We start from the raw sequence: 20,237 nt of genomic DNA on the forward strand, positions 1-20,237 counted from the left end.
ACAAGAGCACGCCATTCACTCGCCCCGTAGGAGCTGGCTTGCCAGCGAAGGCGGCGGCAAGGCTTGCGCAGGATCCAGGGGCCGTTCGCCGGCAAGCCGGCTCCTACAGGGCCATTTGCAGGATCAGCCAGGCATTGGCCGCGCTGATGATGGCGAACAGGCTCCAGGCGAGGATCCGGGTCGGCCAGCGGTTGACGAACTCGCCCATCAGGCGCCGGTCGTTGGTCATGCGGATCAGCGGGTACAGGGCGAACGGCAGTTGCAGGCTGAGCACCACCTGGCTCAGCACCAGCAACTGGCCCACGGCGCCGTCACCCAGCAGCCAGACGCCGATGAACGCCGGGATCAGGGCCAGCCCACGGGTGATCAGGCGCCGCTGCCAGCAGGGAATCCGCAGGTTCAGGTAACCCTCCATGATCACTTGCCCGGCAATGGTCCCGGTGAAGGTCGAGCTCTGCCCCGAAGCCAGCAGCGCCACGCCGAACAGCACGCTGGCCAGGGCCCCGCCCACCAGCGGGTCGAGCAGGTGGTAGGCGTCCTGGATCTCCACCACATCGCTGTGGCCGGTGTTGTGGAAGGCCGCGGCGGCGAGGATCAGGATCGCCGCGTTCACCAGCAGCGCCAGGGCCAGCGAGCCGATGGTGTCGATCCGCGCCAGCTTGATGGCGTCGGCGCGGCTGGCGCGGTCGTTGCCCACCAGCCGGGTTTGCACGACGGAGGTGTGCAGGTAGAGGTTGTGGGGCATGACCGTGGCGCCGAGGATGCCGATGGCCAGGTACAGCGGCGCGGCGTCGCCGATGGCCGAGAGCGAGGGTACAAAGCCCCGGGCCACGTCCGGCCAGTAGGGCTTGATCAGCAGCAGCTCGATGAAGAAGCACACGCCAATGGTCGCCACCAGCGCCAGCATGATCGCCTCCAGCCGGCGGAAGCCGCGGTTCTGCAGGGCCAGCACCAGCAGGGTGTCGAAGGCGGTGATGACGATCCCGGTGCTCAGGGACACCCCCAGCAGCAGGTGGAACGCCAGGGCGCAGCCCAGCACTTCGGCCAGGTCGGTGGCGATGATCGAAACCTCTGCCAGCAGCCACTGGGTGCGCGCCGAACGGGTGCTGTAGCGCTCGCGGCAGAGCTGGGCCAGGTCGCGCCCGGTGGCGATCCCCAGGCGGGAACACAGGCACTGCACCGCCATCCCCGCCAGGCTCGCCAGCAGCACCACGAACAGCAGGTTGTAGCCGTAGCGCGAGCCGGCCTCGATGGCCGTGGCCCAGTTGCCGGGGTCCATGTAGCCGATGGAAATCAGCAGCCCGGGGCCGGCAAAGCGCAGCAGGCGGCGCCACAGGGAAGCGCCGGGGTCGACGGCGACGGAACCCGCCACCTCCGGCGGGCAAAAGGGCGCGGTGGCGATTTTCGGCAAGCTGAATTTCACGGATATTTCCCAGGCGGATTGGCGCAGGGGCCCAGCTTAGACGTTTCAATGCGGGCACCCAAGCCTGAATTTACCCCGCCAAGGCGAGTATGCTGCGCAGGTTGTGCCCTGCGCCGAAACCTTCGGCAGTGAGTATTTTCTGGCCCAAGGTAGCCCTGTGAACAGCACTGCGACGCCCCCCGAACCTCTGCCCCCTTTCCTGCAACCCGGCGACCGGGTGCTGCTGTTCGATGGCGTGTGCAAGCTGTGCAATGCCTCGGTGCGCTTCGTCATCCGCCACGACAGCCAGCGGCGGATCAAGCTGGCCTCGGTGCAATCGCCCCAGGGCCAGGCGCTGCTGGCCTGGTTCGGCCTGCCCACCGAACAGTTCGACAGCGTGGTGCTGATCGAGGAAGGCCGGCTGTCCCAGCGCTCCGATGCGTTTATCCGCCTGATGGCGCAACTGCCGGCGCCCTGGCGCTGGCTGCGGCTGTTGCGCGGGGTTCCCCGGCCGCTGCGGGATTGGGTCTACGACCTTATTGCGCGCAATCGCTATCGGTTGTTCGGCCGTCTCGACGTCTGTTTACTGCCGAGCCCGGATCACCAGGGGCGCTTTCTCGACGACCCGTCCTGAGGCCCCGACCCGGCCCGATCAGCCGGGCTGACGCCGGAAGAACAGCGTCACCTGCCCGAGCTCGAAGCCGAACTTGGTCATGTAAGAACGATTGGCCAGGGTGTTTTCGTCCAACAGGTACATCCAGTCGTCGAAGTGCACCTGGTAGGTCTTGCCATCCACCGGCAGGTTGAGCACGTAGCGCCAGCGCAGGGCATTGCCGGCGACCTCACCCCGGGCCTCGCCGACCACATCGTCGGCGGTCCCGCGCCACAGGCCGGGCCCCGCGGGGACCAGGGTCCAGACCCGGGTCTGGCGGGTGCCGTCGCTGTAGGTGAAGTCTTCGTGCATGATGAATTTCTCGCCTTCGCTGCGGCTGTCGATCTGCACATGAAAGCGCTTGATCACCTCGCCGGAGCGCTTCTGGAACAGGCCCCAGGCCTCGACACGACCCTTGAAGAACTGCCGCAGTTCCAGCTCGGGCTTCTGGTCACGGTACTGCTTGACGTCGGTGTCGCTGCATGCGACCAGGCCGAGGCACAGCACTAACAAGTATTGCTTGAGCATGGAATATCTCCTGTGCTGCGCCCGCTATTGGCCCAGCAGTTGTGCGCGCAACTGCGGATTGCGCGTGCGCGGGTCGAGCCAGATGGCGAAAAACGCTCGGGCGAAGGCTTCGTCCTCGACCCTGTACTGCAAGCGCTGGTCGACAAAGAACTGCACCCCGCGCCCGGGCAGGAACACCCCGGTGATGCGCTGGCCCGGTTCGACATCGACGAAGGCGCGCTGCATCTGCGCCTGCCAGTCCTTGAGTTGCGCCGGGCTCACCGCGCTGCCGGACAGGCGCTGGATCTCGTCGAGGCTGGTCTGCACCAGATCGCCGCGGCTGATCGTGCGCCGGTAGGTCAGTTCCAGGGCGAAGGGGCTATCGGCCGTCAATGGCAACGTCGTGCCCCAGAGCCGCGCGGTGTAGACCTTGAAGCCGAACCAGCTGAACTCGCCGCTGCCCAGCAGCCGCGCATTGGGCAACGACTCTTGCCAACCGGCACTGGCCGTAGCGCTGAGCAGCACCAGCAGCCACAGCAACCGGGCCACGCCCACTCGCCGCCTGCGTTTCATTCAAGGCTGCCTGCGCAACAGCTGAAGAAACTCCTGGCGGGTGCTGGCCGACTCGCGAAAGGCCCCCAGCATTACCGAGGTGTTCATCAGCGAGTTCTGCTTCTCGACCCCGCGCATCATCATGCACATGTGCCGCGCTTCGATGACCACCGCCACCCCGGCCGCCCGGGTCACTTCCTGGATCGCCTCGGCAATCTGCCGCGTGAGGTTCTCCTGGATCTGCAGGCGTCGCGCATACATGTCGACGATCCGCGCCACCTTGGACAGGCCCAGCACTTTGCCGGTGGGGATGTAAGCCACATGAGCCTGACCAATGAACGGCAGCAAATGGTGCTCGCACAGGGAATACAACTCGATGTTCTGGACCATCACCATCTCGTCGCTGGTGGAGCTGAACAACGCACCGTTGACCAGTTCTTCGAGGCTGGTTTCGTAACCATGGCACAGATAACGCAAGGCTTTTGAGGCTCGCTGCGGGGTGTCCCGCAAGCCCTCGCGGGTCGGGTCTTCACCCAACCCCTGCAAAATGCCGTGAAAGTGCTGGGAGAGAGGATCGTGCATGGCGCATGGCTTCCGAAAGGCTGGCAGGGCGGGCAATTCCTTGCACGTGCCAAGGAAAAAAAGGCCTCCGAGGTGGTCGACCACCTAACTGACCCAGCCCCGGTTCCACCCGGGCCTGACCTCGGAGCCCAAAAAGCGTGGGCAGCGACCGCCGCCCCTTGAAAAACTGAGCAGCTATCGGCACATCCCACACCTTAAAAACCTATACGACAATTTAATTTTTGTACAATTTTTATCGGCTAAAAATGCCTTATAAGCCCAAATACTTGTACAAATAAGCCTTTAATCGATTCAATACTTTTTATCTGTACAAGAAAAAACGACCCTGCACTTCACTCCCGACCACTTCCCTGCCTGCAGATACGCGCCAATCGCTTCGTTGGATGCTAGCGTGGCGCACCGTTCATCCGCCGAGTGCGCCCATGCTGCTGTTGAAACTGCTGACCGTTCCCGGATTTCTGTGGTTGATCTCCCTGGCGAGCAAGCGCTGGGGCCCGAATGTCGCTGGCTGGCTGGCGGGGTTTCCCGTGGTGGTGGGGCCGATCCTGCTGTTCCTGGCCCTGGAGCAGGGCCAGGTGTTCGCCACCCATGCCGCGGTGGCGGCCCTGTCGGCGGTGTTCGCGATGATCGCCTTCAGCGTCGCCTATACCCATGCCGCGCAGCGCTTCTCCTGGCCCGGGGCCCTGGCCATTGCGACCCTGGTGTGGGCCTTGCTGGCCACGATCATCGCCCAGGTGCCGCCATCCCTGGGTTTTTCCAGCCTCTGCGCCGCCAGCGCCCTGCTCCTGGCCCCACGGCTGTTTCCGCCGGTGGGCGAACTGCCCGCCAGCCCTGGGCCGCGCTCCGACAAACTGCCCTACCGGATGCTCGCCGGGGCCCTGCTGACCCTGGCCGTGACCCTGTTGGCCAGCACCGTCGGCGAACGCTGGAGCGGCATGCTCGCGGTGTTCCCGGTGCTTGGCAGCGTCCTTGCGGTGTTCTCCCATCAGAGTCGTGGCGTGGCCTTCACCACCGTCCTGCTGCGCTCCCTGACCACCGGCCTGTACGCCTTTGCCGCCTTCTGCCTGGCCCTGGCACTGGCCCTGCCCCCGCTGGGCATGCTCGCCTTCGCGGTGGCGCTGGCAGCGTCGATGCTGGTCCTGGGGCTGAGCAAGCGGCTGTTGCGAGCCACTGTGCAGGAGCCGGCTGGCCGGCGCAGGGGCCCTTGAGTCTTGCACCGGGCTGGCGGAAGTTTTCGCTGGCCAGCCAGCTCCTACGAGCCTTGGCTGGCCGTCATCGGAGCCGCGCTGAAAAATCCTTGTGGAGCAGGCCGCAACGGCCGTGGGATGATGCGCGCCTTTGATCACTGCCCGGAGATTGCGCATGTCATCTTTCGCTAGAAAAGCCCTGGTCCTGGTGTTCGCCGCCGTGGCGGGCCTGGGCGCGCTGAACGCGGTCGCCGCCAGCAAATCCGCGGCCAGGCAGGCCTCGGGGGAGAAGGTCGCAGTCCTCGACGGCAAGCTCGCCTTCACCCTGCCCAAGGGGTTCAGCGCTTCGGTACTGCCGGCCGGCAGCGAGGCCAATGGCACCGAGGGTGCCAGCGGCACCCTGTATTCCAACGCCACCACCCGTACCGTGGTGATCGCGGCGCAGAACACCATTCCCCATGGGGCCAAGGTCCAGGACAACGACGCCGCCTTTCTCGATGACGCGGTCAGCGGCTTTCTCGCGCAACAGGCCGCGGCGCTGCCGGATTTCAGCAAGCAAAGCGAAAAGAACATGACCCTCAAGGGCCTTGGCGTGCGCCAGATCGACAGCACCGCCACCATGGGCGGCGGCCTGACCCTGAACTCCACCCTGATTGCCGGCTCCGGCACACGCATGGCGGTGATCCAGATAATTTCCCGGGCCACCGACAAGGCCGGCCACACCGCGCTGATGAAGCAGATCCTCGGTCAGTAGACCCCGTGCCGGCTCAGGGGTTGAGCCCCTGCAGCCAGCCCTTGAGGTCGTCGATCTCCGCTTCGCTGATGCTGTGCCCCAGGCCCGGGTAGGCATGGAACTGCGGTTGCAGTGACAACCCCTGCAGCAAGCGCTGGGCATCCACCGCATCGCTGTAGGGCAGGCGCTGGTCAAGGGTGCCATGGCCGATGAAGATGCCCAGGCGCTGCAGGCTCGGGTTGTTCTTCACCTGCGCTGCCAGCACCGGCAGGATCTTCCCGCTCAAGGCGGCGATGCCCCGCACCGACTGCGGATGGCGCAGGCCCACTTCATAGGCCATCACCGCGCCCTGGCTGAACCCCACCAGCACCACCTTGTCCGGCTGGGTCTGGTACTTGGCCAGCGCCGCGCGGACAAACTGGCCGATCAGCTCGGCGCCGCTGGCCAGCTCGCTGGTCACACCGTCGTAGGGGCCCTGGCCCTTGCGGTGGAACCACTGGTAGCTGCCCTCCTCCAGGGTCTGCGGTGCCCGCACCGACACATAGGTGTAGCTCGCCGGCAGGCGCTGGCGAAGGCCGAACAGGTCGGCCTCGTTGCTGCCGTAGCCATGCAGGAAAATCACCAGCGGCTGGTTGCGCGGCTCGGCCGGGGCCTGCTCCAGATACTTGAGCGGCAGGTCATCGTGCAGTGCATCGGCGGCCTGCACCCAAGGCGCGGCCAGCAGCGCCAACAGCGCCAGGTAGCGGATCATGTGTAGCTCCTTGAAGGGGTAAAAACGGGTCGCCAGAGCCTAGCACTGCCAGCCCCGAGCGTTCATCTGCCCAGCCCGCGCCAGGCCAGCGGCAAGCACAGCAGCACCGCCAGCGCAAACCCCACCTGGGACAGGTAGAAGGTCTCCAGCCACTGGCCATGGGCCGCCACGTAGAGGCTGTTGTGCAGCACATCCAGCAGGATGATTGCCAGGGTCAGCAGCAGGCCCCAGCGCGGGCGCACCAACAGCAGCAGCGCCGCCAGCGGATCGAACAGCGTCAGGGAGCCCCAGAAGGCCCGGCTGGCCAGGGGCGTGGCGGCGCCGTAGCCATAATCCCAGAGCAGGCCATGCTCGAAGGCGGCGCGCAGGTGATTGAACGTCGCCGCCAGCAGACACAGGGCGAACAGCAGGCGGATGCACAGCGACACTCGGGGCATGGGCACATCTGTCGTAGGAGCCGGCTGGCCGGCGCAGGGCGTGACGCCGGATCAAGGGGTGGGCGCGCTGCAGCTTGCGCTGGCCAGCCAACGCCCGATCGACCCCTGCGGTGGCGGTTCAGTCGTTGATCAGCTTGCCTTCACGAATCGCCTCGCGGCCGGCCACCTTGGCCAGCCAGATGCCCGGCTGGGTGTAGCGCCCACGGTCCAGGGCAAAGAGCACGCCGCTGGTGCCGGCACACACGGTGCTGACGCGATCGCTCAAGGGGTCCACCACTTCGAACAACGCATCGCCACGCTCCACCCACTCTCCGGCATCGCGCAGGAAACTGACCACGCCATGGTGGGGGGCGAACAGGTACTGGGTGCCTTCGAAGGGCATGCCTTCACAGCACTGCTGCGCAGCGGCCGGCCACTCGCCGCTGATCAGCCCCTGTTCGGCGAGAAACCCCAGGATGGCTTCGCAGTTGGCCCGGGCCTGCTGCACCCGGGTGTCGCCCATGCTGCCCAGCTCCAGGGTGGCGGCCAGGTTTGCCGGGGGAATCGCCGCCCGCGGAAAGTCCCGGGCCAGGCGCAGCCAGGGCGCGGAACAGGATTCATCGAAAGAGCTGCCGCCGGAGTCTTCGCACAACAGCGCCACCCCGGCCTTGAGCCGCGCCGCCAGGGACTGCCAGCGAGGCCAGTGCTGGGGCAAGGCATAGAGGTGGATCGCCGCTTCGAAATCGCAATGCAGGTCGAGGGTGATGTCGGCGTCGCAGGCATGGCGCAACAGCAAGCGATGCAGGGCTTGCAGCTGCGAATCAGCCGCTGGCAGCTCATCCAGCACCTGGACCATGGCCCGGCGGATCAGGGCGATATTGGCCGTGGCGTCGTCCCCCAGTTGCTTGCCGATCAAGTCGCCCACCGGGCCGCTGAGCTCGACGAAGGCGCGATTGAAATTCTTGCCGCTGCCCAGCTCGAAACGCCCCAGATGGCTGCCCTGCACCTGCTGGTCGAGGCCGATGGGATTGGCCACCGGCACCAGCTCGACCACAGCCTGCAGGCGCCCCTGGCTCTCCAGCTGCGCCAGGCGCTGCTTGAGCTCCCAGGCAGTGCGCATGCCGGGCAGTTCGTCGGCGTGCAGGCTGGCCTGGATGTACACCTTGCGCGGGCCGCTGCCAAAGCGGAACACACTGAGCTGGCGCTGGGTGCCCAGGTGGCCCCAGGGCAAGGAATGGTCGATGCGTTGCATGGCAACTCCGGAGATCAGAAAAAGGCGTGGCGCAGAATAAAACAGTGGCGCACAAAAAAGGTGGCTGCCGGCCCCCGGCAACCACCTTTTTCAACGCCCGGGCTTACTCGCCGTAGACGTCGAAATCGAAGTACTTGTCCTGCACTTGCTTGTACTTGCCGTTGGCACGGATCTCGGTGATGGCCTTGTTGAATTTCCCGGCCAGTTCCTGATCCCCCTTGCGCACGGCAATGCCGGCACCGCCGCCGAAGTATTTCGGATCGTTGTACTCAGGGCCCACGAAGGCGAAGCCCTTGCCGGCGTCGGTTTTCAGGAAGCCATCGTCGAGGTTCACCGAATCCGCCAGCAGCGCGTCGACGCGGCCGGAGACCATGTCCAGGTTGGCTTCCTGCTGGGAGCCGTAGCGCACCAGGTCGATGCCCGCCGGCACCAGCACTTCGGTGGCGAAGCGGTCATGGGTACTGGCCCGCAGCACACCGACTTTCTTGCCCTTGAGCTCGGTCAGCGGGTCCTTGATGCTGGTGCCGGCCTTCATCACGAAGCGCGCCGGGGTGTGGTAGTACTTGATGGTGAAATCGACGTTCTTCTTGCGGTCGTCGGTGATGGTCATGGACGACAGGATGGCGTCGATCTTCTTCACCTTCAGCGCCGGGATCAGGCCGTCGAACTCCTGCTCGACCCAGGTGCACTTGGCCTGCATCTGCTCGCACAGGGCGTTGCCCAGGTCGACATCGAAACCGGTGAGCTTGCCGTCGGGGGTCTTCATCGAGAACGGCGGGTAGCCGGCTTCGATACCGATACGGATCGGCTTGGCCTCGTCGGCCGAAGCGGTAAAGGAAAACAGCGACAGTGCCAGGGCACCGAACAGCGCAAACTTGTTCATTTATAACTCCAGGAGACGGAGGCTTTTATTGGCTGGTTTCGATTGGGGGGGCAAATCGAAGTGGCCAGCAGTCTAGAGCGGCTCCCGGGATGCAAATTGTGTTTATGCGACAAATACTTATAAAAAATATGCGCCCGCGATCCTCTGCCTTCTCCCTCGCCCCGGCATGATGCGTTTGCCCCTGAAAATACCGACGTTCGCCTCAGAACGGGCCATTTTTACCGACACATCCCCGCTAGGCGCAGCCCAAGGCCGCTACTAGCGGAGTCAGCCCTTCAGCAGGCGCAGGACAGATCCGCTCCCTCGCGGCGCGGTTGCCCGGTGCTGAGCTGGAAGCCCTCATCGAGCCAGCCGGTGACACCGCCGATCATCTCCTTGACCGAGTATTCCAGGGCCGCCAGCTTGACCGCCGCCTTGTTCGCGCCATTGCAGTGAGGGCCGGCGCAATACACCACGAACAGGGTGTCGCGAGGATAACCGGCCAGGTGTTCGGCGGTGAGCAAGCGCCCGGGCAGATTGATCGCCCCGGGGACATGGCCACGGGCAAAGGCTTCGGGGCCACGCACATCCACCAGGACAAAATCCACTTCACCGGCCTCCTGGCTGCTGTGGACGTCGGAACAGTCGGTTTCAAAGGTCAGGCGGTTGCAAAAATGCATCAGGGCAATGGCCGAAGGGGCGGCGGCAGTGCTGCGGACCAGGCTGGTCATGGGCGTCTCCAGAAACTTGCGATTAAGGTGGGAAGGACTTTATAGGCCCTGCCCCACCACGCTAAAGTGGCGCCCCGGACACTGACTGGTAACTTTCCGCCAAATGCACAATCACCCCGGACTGGTGGCGATTCTCGCCTACGACGGCCTTTGCACCTTCGAGTTCGGCATTGCCGTGGAGATTTTCGGCCTGGCCCGGCCGGAGTTCGATTTCCCCTGGTACCGGCAAACCATCGCCGCCGTGGACCCCGGCCCGATGCGTGCCCTGGGCGGGATCCAGGTGCTGGCCGACGGGGGCCTGGAGCTGCTGGAGCAGGCGCGGACCATCATCATTCCCGGCTGGCGCAGCCGCGAGCAGGCGCCGCCGCCGAAGTTGCTGGAAGCGCTGCGCCAGGCCCACCAACGCGGTGCGCGGCTGCTGTCGATCTGCTCCGGGGTGTTCGTTCTGGCGGCGACCGGGCTGCTGGATGGTTGTAGCGCCACCACTCACTGGCGCTACGCCCGCGAGCTGGCAGAGGGTTTCCCGAATATCCGGGTGGACCCGGATGTGCTTTATGTCGATGCCGGGCAACTGATCACTTCCGCTGGCAGCGCCGCCGGTATCGATGCCTGCCTGCACCTGGTGGCCCGGGATTTCGGCACCCAGGTGGCCAACAGCGTGGCCCGGCGCCTGGTGATGTCGCCGCAACGCACCGGCGGCCAGGCGCAGTTCATTCCCGCACCGGTCAGCCGTACCCCGCGCAGCGACCTTTCGCGAGTCATGCAATGGGCCCGGGAGCGCCTGCATCAACCGCTGAGCGTGAGCGAACTGGCGGCCCGGGCGCTGATGAGCGAACGCACCTTCCTGCGGCGTTTCCACGACGCCACTGGCGCCTCGCCCAAGGCCTGGCTGCAGCATGAACGGCTGGCCCGGGCCAGGGAACTGCTGGAAAGCGGCAGCGAGAGTACCGAAAGCATTGCCCTGCGCTGCGGTTATCGCTCGGTGGAGAGCTTTCGCGTGGCCTTTCGCGGCCTGGTGGGCGTACCGCCGTCGGTGTACCGCGAACGCTTCGGCCGCGGCCTGGAAAGCACCACACCACCGCGCCCGTAGGAGCCGGCTTGCCGGCGAAGGGGGCGACGCTGGTAAGGCGGCGTCCATTCCGGCGCTTTCGCGGGCAAGCCCGCTCCTGCAGAAGAGACGTGCAGGAGCGGGATGCAATCGGTCGACGCGGGTCCGGCGGGGCGTCAGTCCTGGGGTTTGCGCAGCAGGTAGGTGTCCATGATCCAGCCATGGGTCTGGCGGGCCTGCAGGCGCACACGGCGGATTTCGTCGGCCACCTGGTCCAAGGGGCCGCTGATGAGGATTTCATCCGCGGTGCCCAGGTAGGCCCCCCAGTAGATGTCCAGGCCCTGGTTGCGCAGGTGGCGGTAGGAGTCCTCGGCGTCGAGCATCACCACCAGGCTGTCGGCGGAACCGGCCTGCCCCGCTGCCAGGCGGCGTCCGGTGGTGATTTCCACGGAGCGGCCAATGCGGTTCAGCGGCACTTTGTGCCGGGCCGTCAGGGCCTGGACACTGGTGACGCCGGGGATCACTTCGTACTCGAACGACGCCGCGCCGCTGGCCAGGATCTGCTGCAGGATGCGCAGGGTGCTGTCGTACAGCGCCGGATCGCCCCAGGCCAGAAAAGCGCCGGTTTCACCGTCCGCCAGTTCCTGGTTGATCAGCCGCTCGAAGACCTGCTGCTTGTCGCGGTTCAGGATCTGCACACTGGCCTGGTAGTCCACGTCGCCGCGCTCGCGCTCGGGGTTCTGCGCCTCGACGTAACGAAAGGGCCGCTCGGTGAGGTAGCGCTCGCACAGCTCGCGCCGCAGGTCGATCAGGGAATCCTTGCTCGGCCCCTTGTCCATGAGGAACACCACGTCGCTGCGGTTCAGCGCCTTGATCGCCTGGATCGTGATGTAGTCGGGGTTGCCGGCGCCGATGCCGATCACCAGGAGGGTTTTCATGGGCTTGCTCTCGCTGTTTTGCCAGCGGGCCAGTATGCGGCGCTTTGGCCTGATGAGAAATGCTTCTGTAGCCCCCTGGGGCGGCGGGCATCGGAGCGGCGAAAGGTGGTCTGGGGCCGTTGCATGTCCGGCGGGAGATGGCCAGGCAAGCCCCCCCGGGGCCTTTGCGCAGCCTCGCGGGCTCGGCAGCGGCTACCGGGATGGCGTCGGGGGGCCGGGCAGGCGCAGGCGCCAGCGGCCGGCGTGGCTCAGGTCGAGCCGGGACAGGGGCTCGATGTCGATCTGGTTGAAGCTGGCCAGCGGCGCCTGCAGCACCTGCACCAGCACGGCGCGGATGACGAACGGATGGGTCACCGCCAGCCAGTGGCCCGGGCGCTGCGCCATGACCTCCAGCCATTGCGCCACGCGCTGGCACAACTGGGCCAGGGATTCGCCTCCCGGTGGCGCCAGCTGCGGGTCCTTGAGCCAGGCCTGCAGCGCCTCGGGTTCACGCTCTTGCAGTTCATCGATGCGCAGCCCCTGCCAGGCGCCGAAATCACAGTCGCGCAAGGCGTCCTGCACCTCATGCTCGGCGCTGAACAGCTGGGCGCTCTGGCGGGTACGCAGCTCGGGCCCGCACAGCACCCGGATGCCGCGCTTGAAATCAGCGGCGCGGCTCAGGGCCTGGGCTTGCCAGTCCAGCTCCAGGGGTTCGTCCCGGGGAAAACGCGCCAGCTTCTGGGCGGCGGTGCGGGCATGGCAGATCAGGGTCAGACGGGTGGCCTGCACGGTGTTTACTCTGGCGTTATCGATTGGCAAACCTACACGGGCCGGGCAGATGCAACATCTTTGCTGCAACCGCCTCCAAGGTTCATTGCAAAACAGCACGCAGGTGCCTGTCCGGTGCGGTCGCGCCACTGTATTCGGCCTGCTCGGCGTAAGCCAGACCCTGTTGCGATCGCTCCCCTACGTCCCGCACCGTGGCTTCCCGCCCCGCCAACAACAGATTCCCACCTGAAACCGCCCCATTTCAGGGCAATTTGATATCAGAGGAAAATTCACTAGACATGTAGCGTCTATTACATAAATATCCATTTCGCCATTTTATGAAATAAAAACGACATCACTTTCCAAGGCACCCCGATGCCCTCTCTCAGAGACCTGATCACCGACCCCGCCCTCGACCTCACGCCCTCCGAGCGCAAGGTCGTGCGGGCCCTGCTCGATCACTACCCGCGCAACGGGCTGGGGCCGATGTCACGCCTGGCGGAACACGCCGGGGTCAGCGATCCGACCATCGTGCGCCTGGTGAAGAAGCTCGGTTTCAGCGGCTACGGCGAATTCCAGGAAGCCCTGCTCAGTGACATGGATGACCGCCTGCGCTCCCCCAGCACCCTGCTGCGCCCGCGTTCGCAAGTGGCCCAGGGCGATACCTGGGGCCGCTACCTGGCCGACAGCCAGCGCGTACTGCAGGACACCCAGGCCCTGACCCAGCCCGAAGACATCCGCGTGCTCATGGACTGGCTGCTGGACAGCCGGCATTCGGTGTACTGCTTCGGCGGCCGCTTCAGCAGCTTCCTCGCCCTCTACCTGTTCAACCACCTGCGGCTGATGCGCCCGGGCTGTTTCTTCCTTGACGACAACGCCCAACTGCCGGACCGCCTGTTCGATGTCCAGCGCCAGGACCTGGTGCTGCTGTTCGACTACCGCCGCTACCAGTCCCAGGCCATGCGCGTGGCCAGTGCGGTCAAGGCACGCAACGCCCGGGTGGTGCTGTTCACCGATATCTATGCCTCGCCGCTGCGGGAGCTGGCGGACCTGGTCATCAGTGCACCGGTGGAATCCTTGTCGCCATTCGACACCCTGGTGCCGGCGCTGGCCCAGGTCGAGGCGCTGGTCGCCTGCCTGACCCCGCGCAGCCCTCATCTTGATCAACGCCTGGAGGGCATCGATGCCCTGCGGGCGGAATTTGCTACCCATGTGCTGGAGGAAAAATAAGGATGTTCAGCCTGCCCCACCGTTCGCCCCGGGACCTGCCCTTCGTCGTCGACCACACCGCCCTGCTGCTGGTGGACATGCAGCGGGCGTGGCTTGAACCGCAGTTCGATCCGCACCTGCAAGGGCCCGAGGGCGAGGCCTTTCTCAAGCGCGCACGAGAGCGGGTGATCCCCAACCAGCAACGGCTGCTGGCGGCGGTGCGCGAGGCGCGGCAGAACGTGCTGCACACCATTATCGAAAGCCTGACCGCCGATGGCCGTGACCGCTCCCTGGACCACAAGCTGTCGGACATGCACCTGCCCAAGGGCAGCCCCCAGGCGGCGATCATTGCCGAGCTCGAGCCGGTGGAAAACGAGATCGTGCTGCCCAAGACCTCCTCCGGGGTGTTCAACTCCACCAACATCGACTACGTGCTGCGCAACCTGGAAACCCGCCACCTGATCATCGCCGGGATCGTCACCGACCAGTGCGTGGACATGGCCGTGCGCGACGCCGCCGACCGCGGCTACCTGGTGACCCTGGTGGAAGATGCCTGCGCCACCTACGGCGATACCCGGCACCAGGCCTGCCTCAACGCAATCAAGGGCTACTGCTGGATCACCGACACCGACACCGTGCTCGGCCGCCTGCGGGAGATCCGCGGATGAGCCGCGGCCAGGGCATCGAGGCCCTGACCCCGGTGGCCATGACCAGCATCGTCACCACCGACCTGATCGGCGTCACCCGTGGCCGCTCCTTTCCCAGCGACGAACTGGAGCGCTACAAGGTCGGCGGCTGCGGCTGGGTGCCGGCCAACAGCGCGCTGACGCCCCAGGACCTGATCGCCGAGGACAACCCCTGGGGCGCCTATGGCGACCTGCGACTGATCCCCGACCTGGACAGCCGGGTCAGTGTCGGCGCCGGGCCGGATGCCAGCGCGGCGCCGCTGGATTTCATCCACGCCGACATCTGCGAGACCGACGGCACGCCCTGGGCGGCCTGCCCGCGCACCCTGCTGCGCAAGGAAATCGAGCGCTACCGCGAGCTGGGCATCCAGATCACCGCGGCCTTCGAGCATGAATTCAACCTCGACACCGGCACCGGCCAGCGCGAGCACCTGGCCTTCTCCCTGGAAGCCCAGCGCCAGGGCGCGGCCTTCGGTGGCTGGCTGCTGGCGGCGTTGCGAGCCGCCGGCGCCGAACCGGAAATGTTCCTCCCCGAATACGGCAAGCAGCAGTACGAGATCACCTGCCGGCCGACCCAGGGCCTGGCCGCTGCCGACCGGGCGGTGAACGTGCGCGAGATCACCCGGGAAATCGCCCGGCAACTGGGGCACCGAGTCAGCTTCGCGCCCAAGACTGCCGACGACGCGGTGTGCAACGGGGTGCACCTGCACCTGAGCCTGCAAAACCTGGACGGCGAGCCACTGCTCTACGACCCCCACGCGGTGAGTGGCGACGACCTGTCGAGCCTGGGCCAGCACTGGGCCGCCGGGGTGCTCAGGCACCTGCCGGCGCTGTGCGCCTTCACCGCGCCGACGCCGATTTCCTACCAGCGCCTGCAGCCCCATCACTGGAGCGCCTCCTACGCCTGCCTGGGCCTGCGCAACCGCGAAGCCTCGCTGCGTATCTGCCCGACCCTGAGCCTGGGCGGCAAGCCGGTGGCGCCGCAGTACAACCTGGAATTCCGCGCCCTGGATGCCACCGCCTCGCCGCACCTGGCCATGGCGGTCATCCTGATGGCCGGGCGCCTGGGCCTCGAACAGCAACGGGTGCTCAATGCGGTGACCGACAAGGCCCCCTCGGACCTGAGCGCCGAGCAACGCCTGGCCAGTGGCATCGTGCCGCTGCCGGGCTCCCTGCCCCAGGCCCTGGAATGCCTGCGCGGCAACACTGAACTGCTGCAGTTCCTGCCCCAGGACCTGCTGGCCACCTACTTCGCCGTCAAACAAAAGGAAGTGTCCCTGACCGAGCACCTGACCGCTGCCCAACTCTGTGAGCACTATGGACACCTGTACTAAATCCGCCGAGCTGGGGTTCTACACCGAGCCGGCCTACCGCCTGATCCGTGAAGACTCCGAGCACCCGCTGATTCTGGTGTGCGAACACGCCAGCCACTACATTCCACCGGCCCTGCACGACCTGGGCCTGGACCCGCTGGCGGCCCGCGAACACATCGCCTGGGACCCGGGCGCCCTGGAACTGGCCCAAAGCCTGTCCCAGGCCCTGGGCGCGACCCTGATCGCGGCCAATTACTCGCGCCTGCTGATCGACCTCAACCGACCGCGCCACGCCCCCGACAGCATCCCGCTGCAAAGCGAGATCTATCAGGTGCCGGGCAACCAGCAGCTGGACGAGGCCACTCGCGAGTACCGCCGCCAGCAGCTGTTCACGCCGTTTCACCAGCGCCTGCAAAGGATCATCGACCGGCGCCTGGCCCAGGGCCGTGAAGTGCGGGTGGTGGGGATCCACAGCTTCACCCCGGTCTACTACGGGCAGCCGCGCGCGCTGGAAATCGGCGTGCTGTATGGCAGCGCCACCGACTACGCGGCGCGGATCCTCGAAGGGCTGTGGAGGCTGCCGATCAAGGTGGCGGGCAACCAGCCCTACGAGATCGATCCGTTGAGCGACATGACCGTGCCGGTGCACGGCGACGCCCGTGGCCTTGCGTCGGTATTGATCGAGGTGCGCAACGATCTGCTGCGTACCCCTGAAGCGGTGCAGCACTGGAGCGATACACTGGCGCCGCTGCTGTAGCCGCGGCGAGAGGAAGGTTTCACCGGCGCGCCCCGAAGGACTCACCCGGCGCGCCAAAACGCTGTTTGCAGGACCGGTACAACAACTAGAAAAACCGCTGTGGTGTGTCTTTAAACCCTGCCAGGTTCAAACACGAAAGCGCGGCCCGAGGTGTCAATGACGACCCGCAGGGCCCCGCCTTTACCCACTTACACAGGCTCAAGGAGAACGGCTTCATGGAGATTGAAGAATTCGGCTACAAACAGGAACTCAAGCGCGGGCTGAGCCTGCGTGACCTGGTGGTCTACGGGATGATTTTCATGATTCCCATCGCCCCGTTCGGGGTCTACGGCTACGTCAACCAGGAAGCCCCGGGCATGGTGCCCCTGGCCTACATCATCGGCATGGTGGCGATGGTCTTCACCGCCCTGAGCTACGGCGCCATGGCCCGCGCCTTTCCCATCGCCGGTTCGGTGTATTCCTACGCCCAGCGCGGCCTCAACCCCCATGTGGGCTTTCTTGCCGGCTGGCTGATGCTCCTGGACTACCTGCTGATCCCGCCGCTGCTCTACGTCTACGCGGCCATGGCGCTCAACCACCTGTACCCGGAAGTGCCCAAGGTCGGCTTCATCCTGGCGTTCCTGGTCAGCGCCACCTTCGTCAACCTGCGCGGCATCACCTTCACCGCGCGGATGAACATCCTGTTCCTGCTGGCGCAACTGGCGGTCCTGGGGATCTTCCTGTTCTACGCCTGGAATGCCCTGCACGGTGGCGCCGGCAACGGCCAACTGACCCTGGCGCCGCTGTACAACCCGGAGAACTTCCACTTCGGCATGCTGATGCAGGGCGTCTCGATTGCGGTGCTGTCGTTCCTCGGCTTCGATGCCATCTCCACGCTCGCCGAAGAGGTCAAGGGCGACCCGGGCCGCAGCGTCGGCCGCGCCGCGCTGATCACCCTGGTGGTGATGGGCGCGATCTTCGTGGTACAGACCTGGATCGCCACCGACCTGGCCGCCGGCATGGGCTTCAAGTCCGCCGACACCGCCTTCTATGAAATCGCCGAACTGGCCGCCGGCAGCTGGCTGGCGACCCTCACCGGAGTGGCCACGGCGCTGGCCTGGGGCGTGGCGGTGGCCATCACCTCGCAGGCCGCGGTATCGCGCCTGCTGTTCGGCATGGCCCGCGATGGCAAGCTGCCCAAGGTGCTGGCCAAGGTCCACCCCAAGCACAACACCCCGCACATCAGCATCTACCTGGTGGCGGTGCTGTCGCTGCTGATCTGCTACCTGTTCATCAACTCGGTGGACACCCTGACCTCCCTGGTCAACTTCGGCGCCCTGAGCGGCTTCATGCTGCTGCACATCACCGTGATCAATTTCTACTGGCGCCGGCAGAAGTCCGGCCAGGTGGTGCGCCACCTGATCTGCCCGGTGATCGGCTTCGTGATCGTCAGCGCCATCATGTACAACATGGGCGTGGATGCGCAGAAACTCGGCGCCATCTGGATCCTTGCCGGGCTGGTCTACCTGTTCCTGCTGAACAAGCTGGGCAGCGGTGCCGCCCTGCCCGACCCGCTCAAGCACTAGTTGCACCCGCGCGGCGCCCCAGGGCGTCGCGCCAACCCCGGCGCTGCCAGCAAGAGCGGCCCGGGGACTGGCCGCCGGATGCCGCGGCCATGGAACTGCGTGGTAACCGACAGTGATGTCTGGCCAGTGCCTGCCCCCCGGGGCAAGCGGCCCTTGATACAGGAGTACACCCATGCTGGCCTTGCGTCCGGTGGCGTTATCCGATCTGCCCCAACTGCGGCGCCTGGCCCGCGAACGCCTGCTGGGCGTCACCTCCCTGGTGGATGACGAAACCTGCCTGCGGGACAAGATCCTCGATTCCCAGGCCTCCTTCGCCAAGAGCGAGGCCAGCCAGGGCCCGGAGAACTATTTCCTGGTGCTCGAGGACCTCGACAGCGGCCAGTTGCGCGGCTGCTCGGACATCCTCGCCACTGCCGGTTTTGCCAGCCCGTTCTACAGCCTGCGCAACCGCCCGTTCATCAGCAGTTCCCGGGAGCTGAACATCCAGCACGGGGTGCCCACCCTGTCGCTGTGCCACGACCTCAGCGAACAGACCCTGCTGCGCAGCTTCCATGTCGACCCGCCGCTGGGCGGCACGCCACTGGCCCAGCTCACCTCCCGCGGGCGGTTGCTGTTCATCGCCGCCCACCCCCAGCGCTTCGCCGACAGCTGCATCAGCGAGATCGTCGGCTACAGCGACGCCAACGGCGAGTCGCCGTTCTGGCAAGCCGTGGGCCAGCACTTCTTCGACCTGCCCTATGTCGAGGCCGAGCGCCTGTGCGCCCTGCAGGGCCGCGGCTTTCTCGCCGAACTGATGCCCCAGTACCCGCTGTACATCCCGATGCTGGCGCAGGCGGCCCAGGACTGCATCGGCCAGGTTCACCCGGATGCCCGGGAGGCCTGCCAGATCCTGATCGACGAAGGCTTCGCGCCGACCCAGTACGTCGACCTGTTCGATGCCGGGCCGACCCTTCAGGGGCGCAGCCACCAACTGCGCTCGATCGCCCAGAGCCGGGTTGCCACCAGTTACCCCAGCCCCCAGAGCGGCCAGGGCCAGCAGTGGTTGCTGAGCAACGAGCGGCTGCAGGGCTTTCGCGCCATAGTCGCGGCGCTGGACACCGCCCCGGGCGCTGAAATCGGCCTCGACCCGGCCATGTTCCAGGCCCTGCAACTGGCGCCGGGCGAGCCGGTACGGAGCGTTGCCTTATGAACCGGCCCCTGTTGCCCCCCTGCCCGGCGTCATTGCCAGGAGCCCGCCAATGATCGTCCGTCCGATCCGCGTCACCGATCTGCCGGCGGTCTTGAGCCTGCTCGAAGGCAGCTGTCGCGAACTGAACAACCTGTCCACCGACCCCGAGCGCCTGGCCCATCGGGTGCGCTGGGCGCAGCGAGCCTTCGCCAACCAGGTGGAGCGGGCCGATGCCGACTACCTGTTCGTCATGGAGGATGACGAGCAGCAGGTGATCGGGGTCTGCGGCCTGAGCGGCGCCATCGGCCTGCGCGAGCCCTGCTACAACTACCGGGTCGGCACCACCCACGGCAGCGCCCCGGTGCTGGGCATCGAAAAGCACATCCCGACCCTGTTCCTGTGCAACGAGATGACCGGGCAGTCGCTGCTGTGCTCGCTGTTCCTGCGCCGCGATCACCGCCAGGGCTACACCGGCCGCCTGCTGTCCACCGCGCGCCTGCTGTTTGTCGCCGAATTCCCCCGGCTGTTCGGCGACAAGCTGGTGGCCGAACTGCGCGGCCAGCTCGACAGCCAGGGCCGCTCGCCGTTCTGGGACAGCCTGGGGCGGCACTTCTTCAAGATGGGTTTCCAGCAGGCCAATCGCCTGTCCAGCCACGGCAGCAAATCCTTCATCGCCGAACTGATGCCGCGCCAGCCGCTGTACACCTGCCTGCTCAGCCCCCAGGCGCAGGCCGCCATCGGCCAGGCCCACGCCAGCACCGAACAGGCGGTGAGCATCCTGCGCGACGAAGGCTTCAGCCATCAGGGCTGCATCGACATCTTCGATGGCGGGCCGCTGATCGAGGCCGAGGTGGCGAAGATCCGCAGCGTGCGCGAAAGCCAGACCCTGCCCCTGCTGGTGGGCACTCCGGACGCACAGGCGCCAGTGTGGCTGATCCACAACCGGCGCCTGGAAAGCTGCCGCATCACCGCCGCCCCCGGGCGCCTGGTTTCGGGTTGCCTGCTGGTGGACCGGCTGACCGCCAAGCGCCTGCAACTGCAGCCGGGCGACTCGGTACGGGCGGTGCCGCTGCTGGCCTGCGAGTCACGCACGGCCCTGCACGCACAGCGGCACCTGGCCCCGCAAAGCGCCCTGCTCCTGTAGCCGCTGCCGCAGGCTCGGGCCGCGCTCGGAAGCAC

The 20,237-nt window shown here is 66.2% G+C and carries 22 protein-coding genes; 11 read left to right on the forward strand and 11 right to left on the reverse strand.

The features are described 5' to 3' along the window. Positions 1-103: 103 nt before the first annotated feature. A complete protein-coding gene (locus BM382_RS27765; RefSeq protein WP_230493604.1) occupies positions 104-1,372 on the reverse strand; it encodes an Nramp family divalent metal transporter in 1,269 nt (422 codons plus the stop codon). 208 nt (positions 1,373-1,580) lie between these two features. Here BM382_RS27765 and BM382_RS27770 point away from each other — a divergent pair, with 208 nt between their 5' ends. Further along, positions 1,581-2,036 (forward strand): thiol-disulfide oxidoreductase DCC family protein, encoded by a 456-nt coding sequence (locus BM382_RS27770; RefSeq protein ID WP_011060559.1) that lies wholly within the window; start codon positions 1,581-1,583, stop codon positions 2,034-2,036. Positions 2,037-2,054: 18 nt separating this feature from the next. Here BM382_RS27770 and BM382_RS27775 read toward each other — a convergent pair whose 3' ends face one another. From BM382_RS27775 to folE, 3 genes are read right to left on the reverse strand one after another with little or no spacing between them, the layout of a single operon-like run. Beyond that, complete coding sequence (locus BM382_RS27775) at positions 2,055-2,582, reverse strand: DUF3833 domain-containing protein (RefSeq protein ID WP_011060558.1); 528 nt, start codon at positions 2,580-2,582, stop codon at positions 2,055-2,057. Between the two features lie 24 nt (positions 2,583-2,606). Further along, on the reverse strand, positions 2,607-3,134 hold the full coding sequence (locus BM382_RS27780; protein ID WP_041774165.1) for a chalcone isomerase family protein: 528 nt from the start codon (positions 3,132-3,134) through the stop codon (positions 2,607-2,609). Continuing rightward, complete coding sequence (gene folE / locus BM382_RS27785; RefSeq protein ID WP_015635048.1) at positions 3,135-3,695, reverse strand: GTP cyclohydrolase I FolE; 561 nt, start codon at positions 3,693-3,695, stop codon at positions 3,135-3,137. A 422-nt stretch (positions 3,696-4,117) separates the two neighbouring features. Between folE and BM382_RS27790 the strand changes: the two genes are divergently transcribed. Together BM382_RS27790 and BM382_RS27795 are read left to right on the forward strand one after the other, a co-directional pair. Beyond that, positions 4,118-4,903, forward strand: a complete 786-nt coding sequence (locus BM382_RS27790; protein ID WP_053157560.1) for a hypothetical protein — start codon at positions 4,118-4,120, stop codon at positions 4,901-4,903. Positions 4,904-5,057: 154 nt separating this feature from the next. After that, entirely contained in the window at positions 5,058-5,636 is a 579-nt protein-coding gene (locus tag BM382_RS27795) for a DcrB/PsbP domain-containing protein (protein ID WP_011060554.1), read from the forward strand. 13 nt (positions 5,637-5,649) lie between these two features. On the opposite strand, the gene BM382_RS27800 is transcribed toward BM382_RS27795, so the two are convergent. The 5 genes from BM382_RS27800 to BM382_RS27820 form a co-directional block, all read right to left on the reverse strand. After that, on the reverse strand, positions 5,650-6,366 hold the full coding sequence (locus tag BM382_RS27800; RefSeq protein WP_011060553.1) for an alpha/beta hydrolase: 717 nt from the start codon (positions 6,364-6,366) through the stop codon (positions 5,650-5,652). Positions 6,367-6,428: 62 nt separating this feature from the next. Continuing rightward, on the reverse strand, positions 6,429-6,803 hold the full coding sequence (locus BM382_RS27805; protein WP_026020012.1) for a hypothetical protein: 375 nt from the start codon (positions 6,801-6,803) through the stop codon (positions 6,429-6,431). A gap of 118 nt (positions 6,804-6,921) precedes the next feature. Next, positions 6,922-8,034: a succinylglutamate desuccinylase/aspartoacylase family protein gene (locus BM382_RS27810; protein ID WP_019093531.1), complete on the reverse strand. Its 1,113-nt coding sequence runs from the start codon at positions 8,032-8,034 to the stop codon at positions 6,922-6,924. Between the two features lie 103 nt (positions 8,035-8,137). Next, positions 8,138-8,917 carry an ABC transporter substrate-binding protein gene (locus BM382_RS27815; protein WP_011060550.1) on the reverse strand — a complete coding sequence of 260 codons (780 nt, stop codon included), beginning with the start codon at positions 8,915-8,917 and terminating at the stop codon, positions 8,138-8,140. A 275-nt stretch (positions 8,918-9,192) separates the two neighbouring features. Continuing rightward, positions 9,193-9,627: a rhodanese-like domain-containing protein gene (locus BM382_RS27820; protein WP_011060549.1), complete on the reverse strand. Its 435-nt coding sequence runs from the start codon at positions 9,625-9,627 to the stop codon at positions 9,193-9,195. 103 nt (positions 9,628-9,730) lie between these two features. Here BM382_RS27820 and ftrA point away from each other — a divergent pair, with 103 nt between their 5' ends. Further along, positions 9,731-10,717, forward strand: a complete 987-nt coding sequence (gene ftrA / locus BM382_RS27825; protein WP_019095782.1) for a transcriptional regulator FtrA — start codon at positions 9,731-9,733, stop codon at positions 10,715-10,717. A gap of 134 nt (positions 10,718-10,851) precedes the next feature. Here the strand turns inward: ftrA and cobF are convergent, their stop codons facing one another. Continuing rightward, positions 10,852-11,613 carry a precorrin-6A synthase (deacetylating) gene (gene cobF / locus BM382_RS27830; RefSeq protein WP_072444692.1) on the reverse strand — a complete coding sequence of 254 codons (762 nt, stop codon included), beginning with the start codon at positions 11,611-11,613 and terminating at the stop codon, positions 10,852-10,854. Between the two features lie 192 nt (positions 11,614-11,805). Beyond that, positions 11,806-12,381, reverse strand: coding sequence for a histidine phosphatase family protein (locus BM382_RS27835; RefSeq protein WP_019093534.1), 576 nt, complete (start codon positions 12,379-12,381; stop codon positions 11,806-11,808). Positions 12,382-12,735: 354 nt separating this feature from the next. Between BM382_RS27835 and BM382_RS27840 the strand changes: the two genes are divergently transcribed. The 7 genes from BM382_RS27840 (at position 12,736) to BM382_RS27870 (ending at position 20,202) form a co-directional block, all read left to right on the forward strand. Next, positions 12,736-13,590, forward strand: coding sequence for a MurR/RpiR family transcriptional regulator (locus tag BM382_RS27840; RefSeq protein ID WP_011060545.1), 855 nt, complete (start codon positions 12,736-12,738; stop codon positions 13,588-13,590). A 2-nt stretch (positions 13,591-13,592) separates the two neighbouring features. After that, complete coding sequence (locus BM382_RS27845; protein WP_011060544.1) at positions 13,593-14,237, forward strand: cysteine hydrolase family protein; 645 nt, start codon at positions 13,593-13,595, stop codon at positions 14,235-14,237. Then, complete coding sequence (locus tag BM382_RS27850; RefSeq protein ID WP_015635040.1) at positions 14,234-15,589, forward strand: type I glutamate--ammonia ligase; 1,356 nt, start codon at positions 14,234-14,236, stop codon at positions 15,587-15,589. Before BM382_RS27845 ends, BM382_RS27850 begins: the two co-directional genes overlap by 4 nt. Further along, a complete protein-coding gene (locus BM382_RS27855; protein WP_011060542.1) occupies positions 15,573-16,325 on the forward strand; it encodes an N-formylglutamate amidohydrolase in 753 nt (250 codons plus the stop codon). The genes BM382_RS27850 and BM382_RS27855 overlap by 17 nt, the downstream gene beginning before the upstream one ends. 215 nt (positions 16,326-16,540) lie before the next feature. Next, positions 16,541-17,890 carry an APC family permease gene (locus tag BM382_RS27860; RefSeq protein WP_011060541.1) on the forward strand — a complete coding sequence of 450 codons (1,350 nt, stop codon included), beginning with the start codon at positions 16,541-16,543 and terminating at the stop codon, positions 17,888-17,890. Between the two features lie 172 nt (positions 17,891-18,062). Beyond that, the gene (locus BM382_RS27865; RefSeq protein ID WP_011060540.1) at positions 18,063-19,079 is read left to right on the forward strand and encodes an arginine N-succinyltransferase; all 1,017 of its coding nucleotides are present in this window, start codon (positions 18,063-18,065) and stop codon (positions 19,077-19,079) included. A 49-nt stretch (positions 19,080-19,128) separates the two neighbouring features. Then, positions 19,129-20,202: an arginine N-succinyltransferase gene (locus BM382_RS27870; RefSeq protein WP_011060539.1), complete on the forward strand. Its 1,074-nt coding sequence runs from the start codon at positions 19,129-19,131 to the stop codon at positions 20,200-20,202. The last annotated feature ends 35 nt before the right edge of the window (positions 20,203-20,237 follow it).

The sequence above is a fragment of the Pseudomonas sp. NFPP25 genome (genome assembly GCF_900116505.1).
Lineage (GTDB): Bacteria > Pseudomonadota > Gammaproteobacteria > Pseudomonadales > Pseudomonadaceae > Aquipseudomonas > Aquipseudomonas protegens.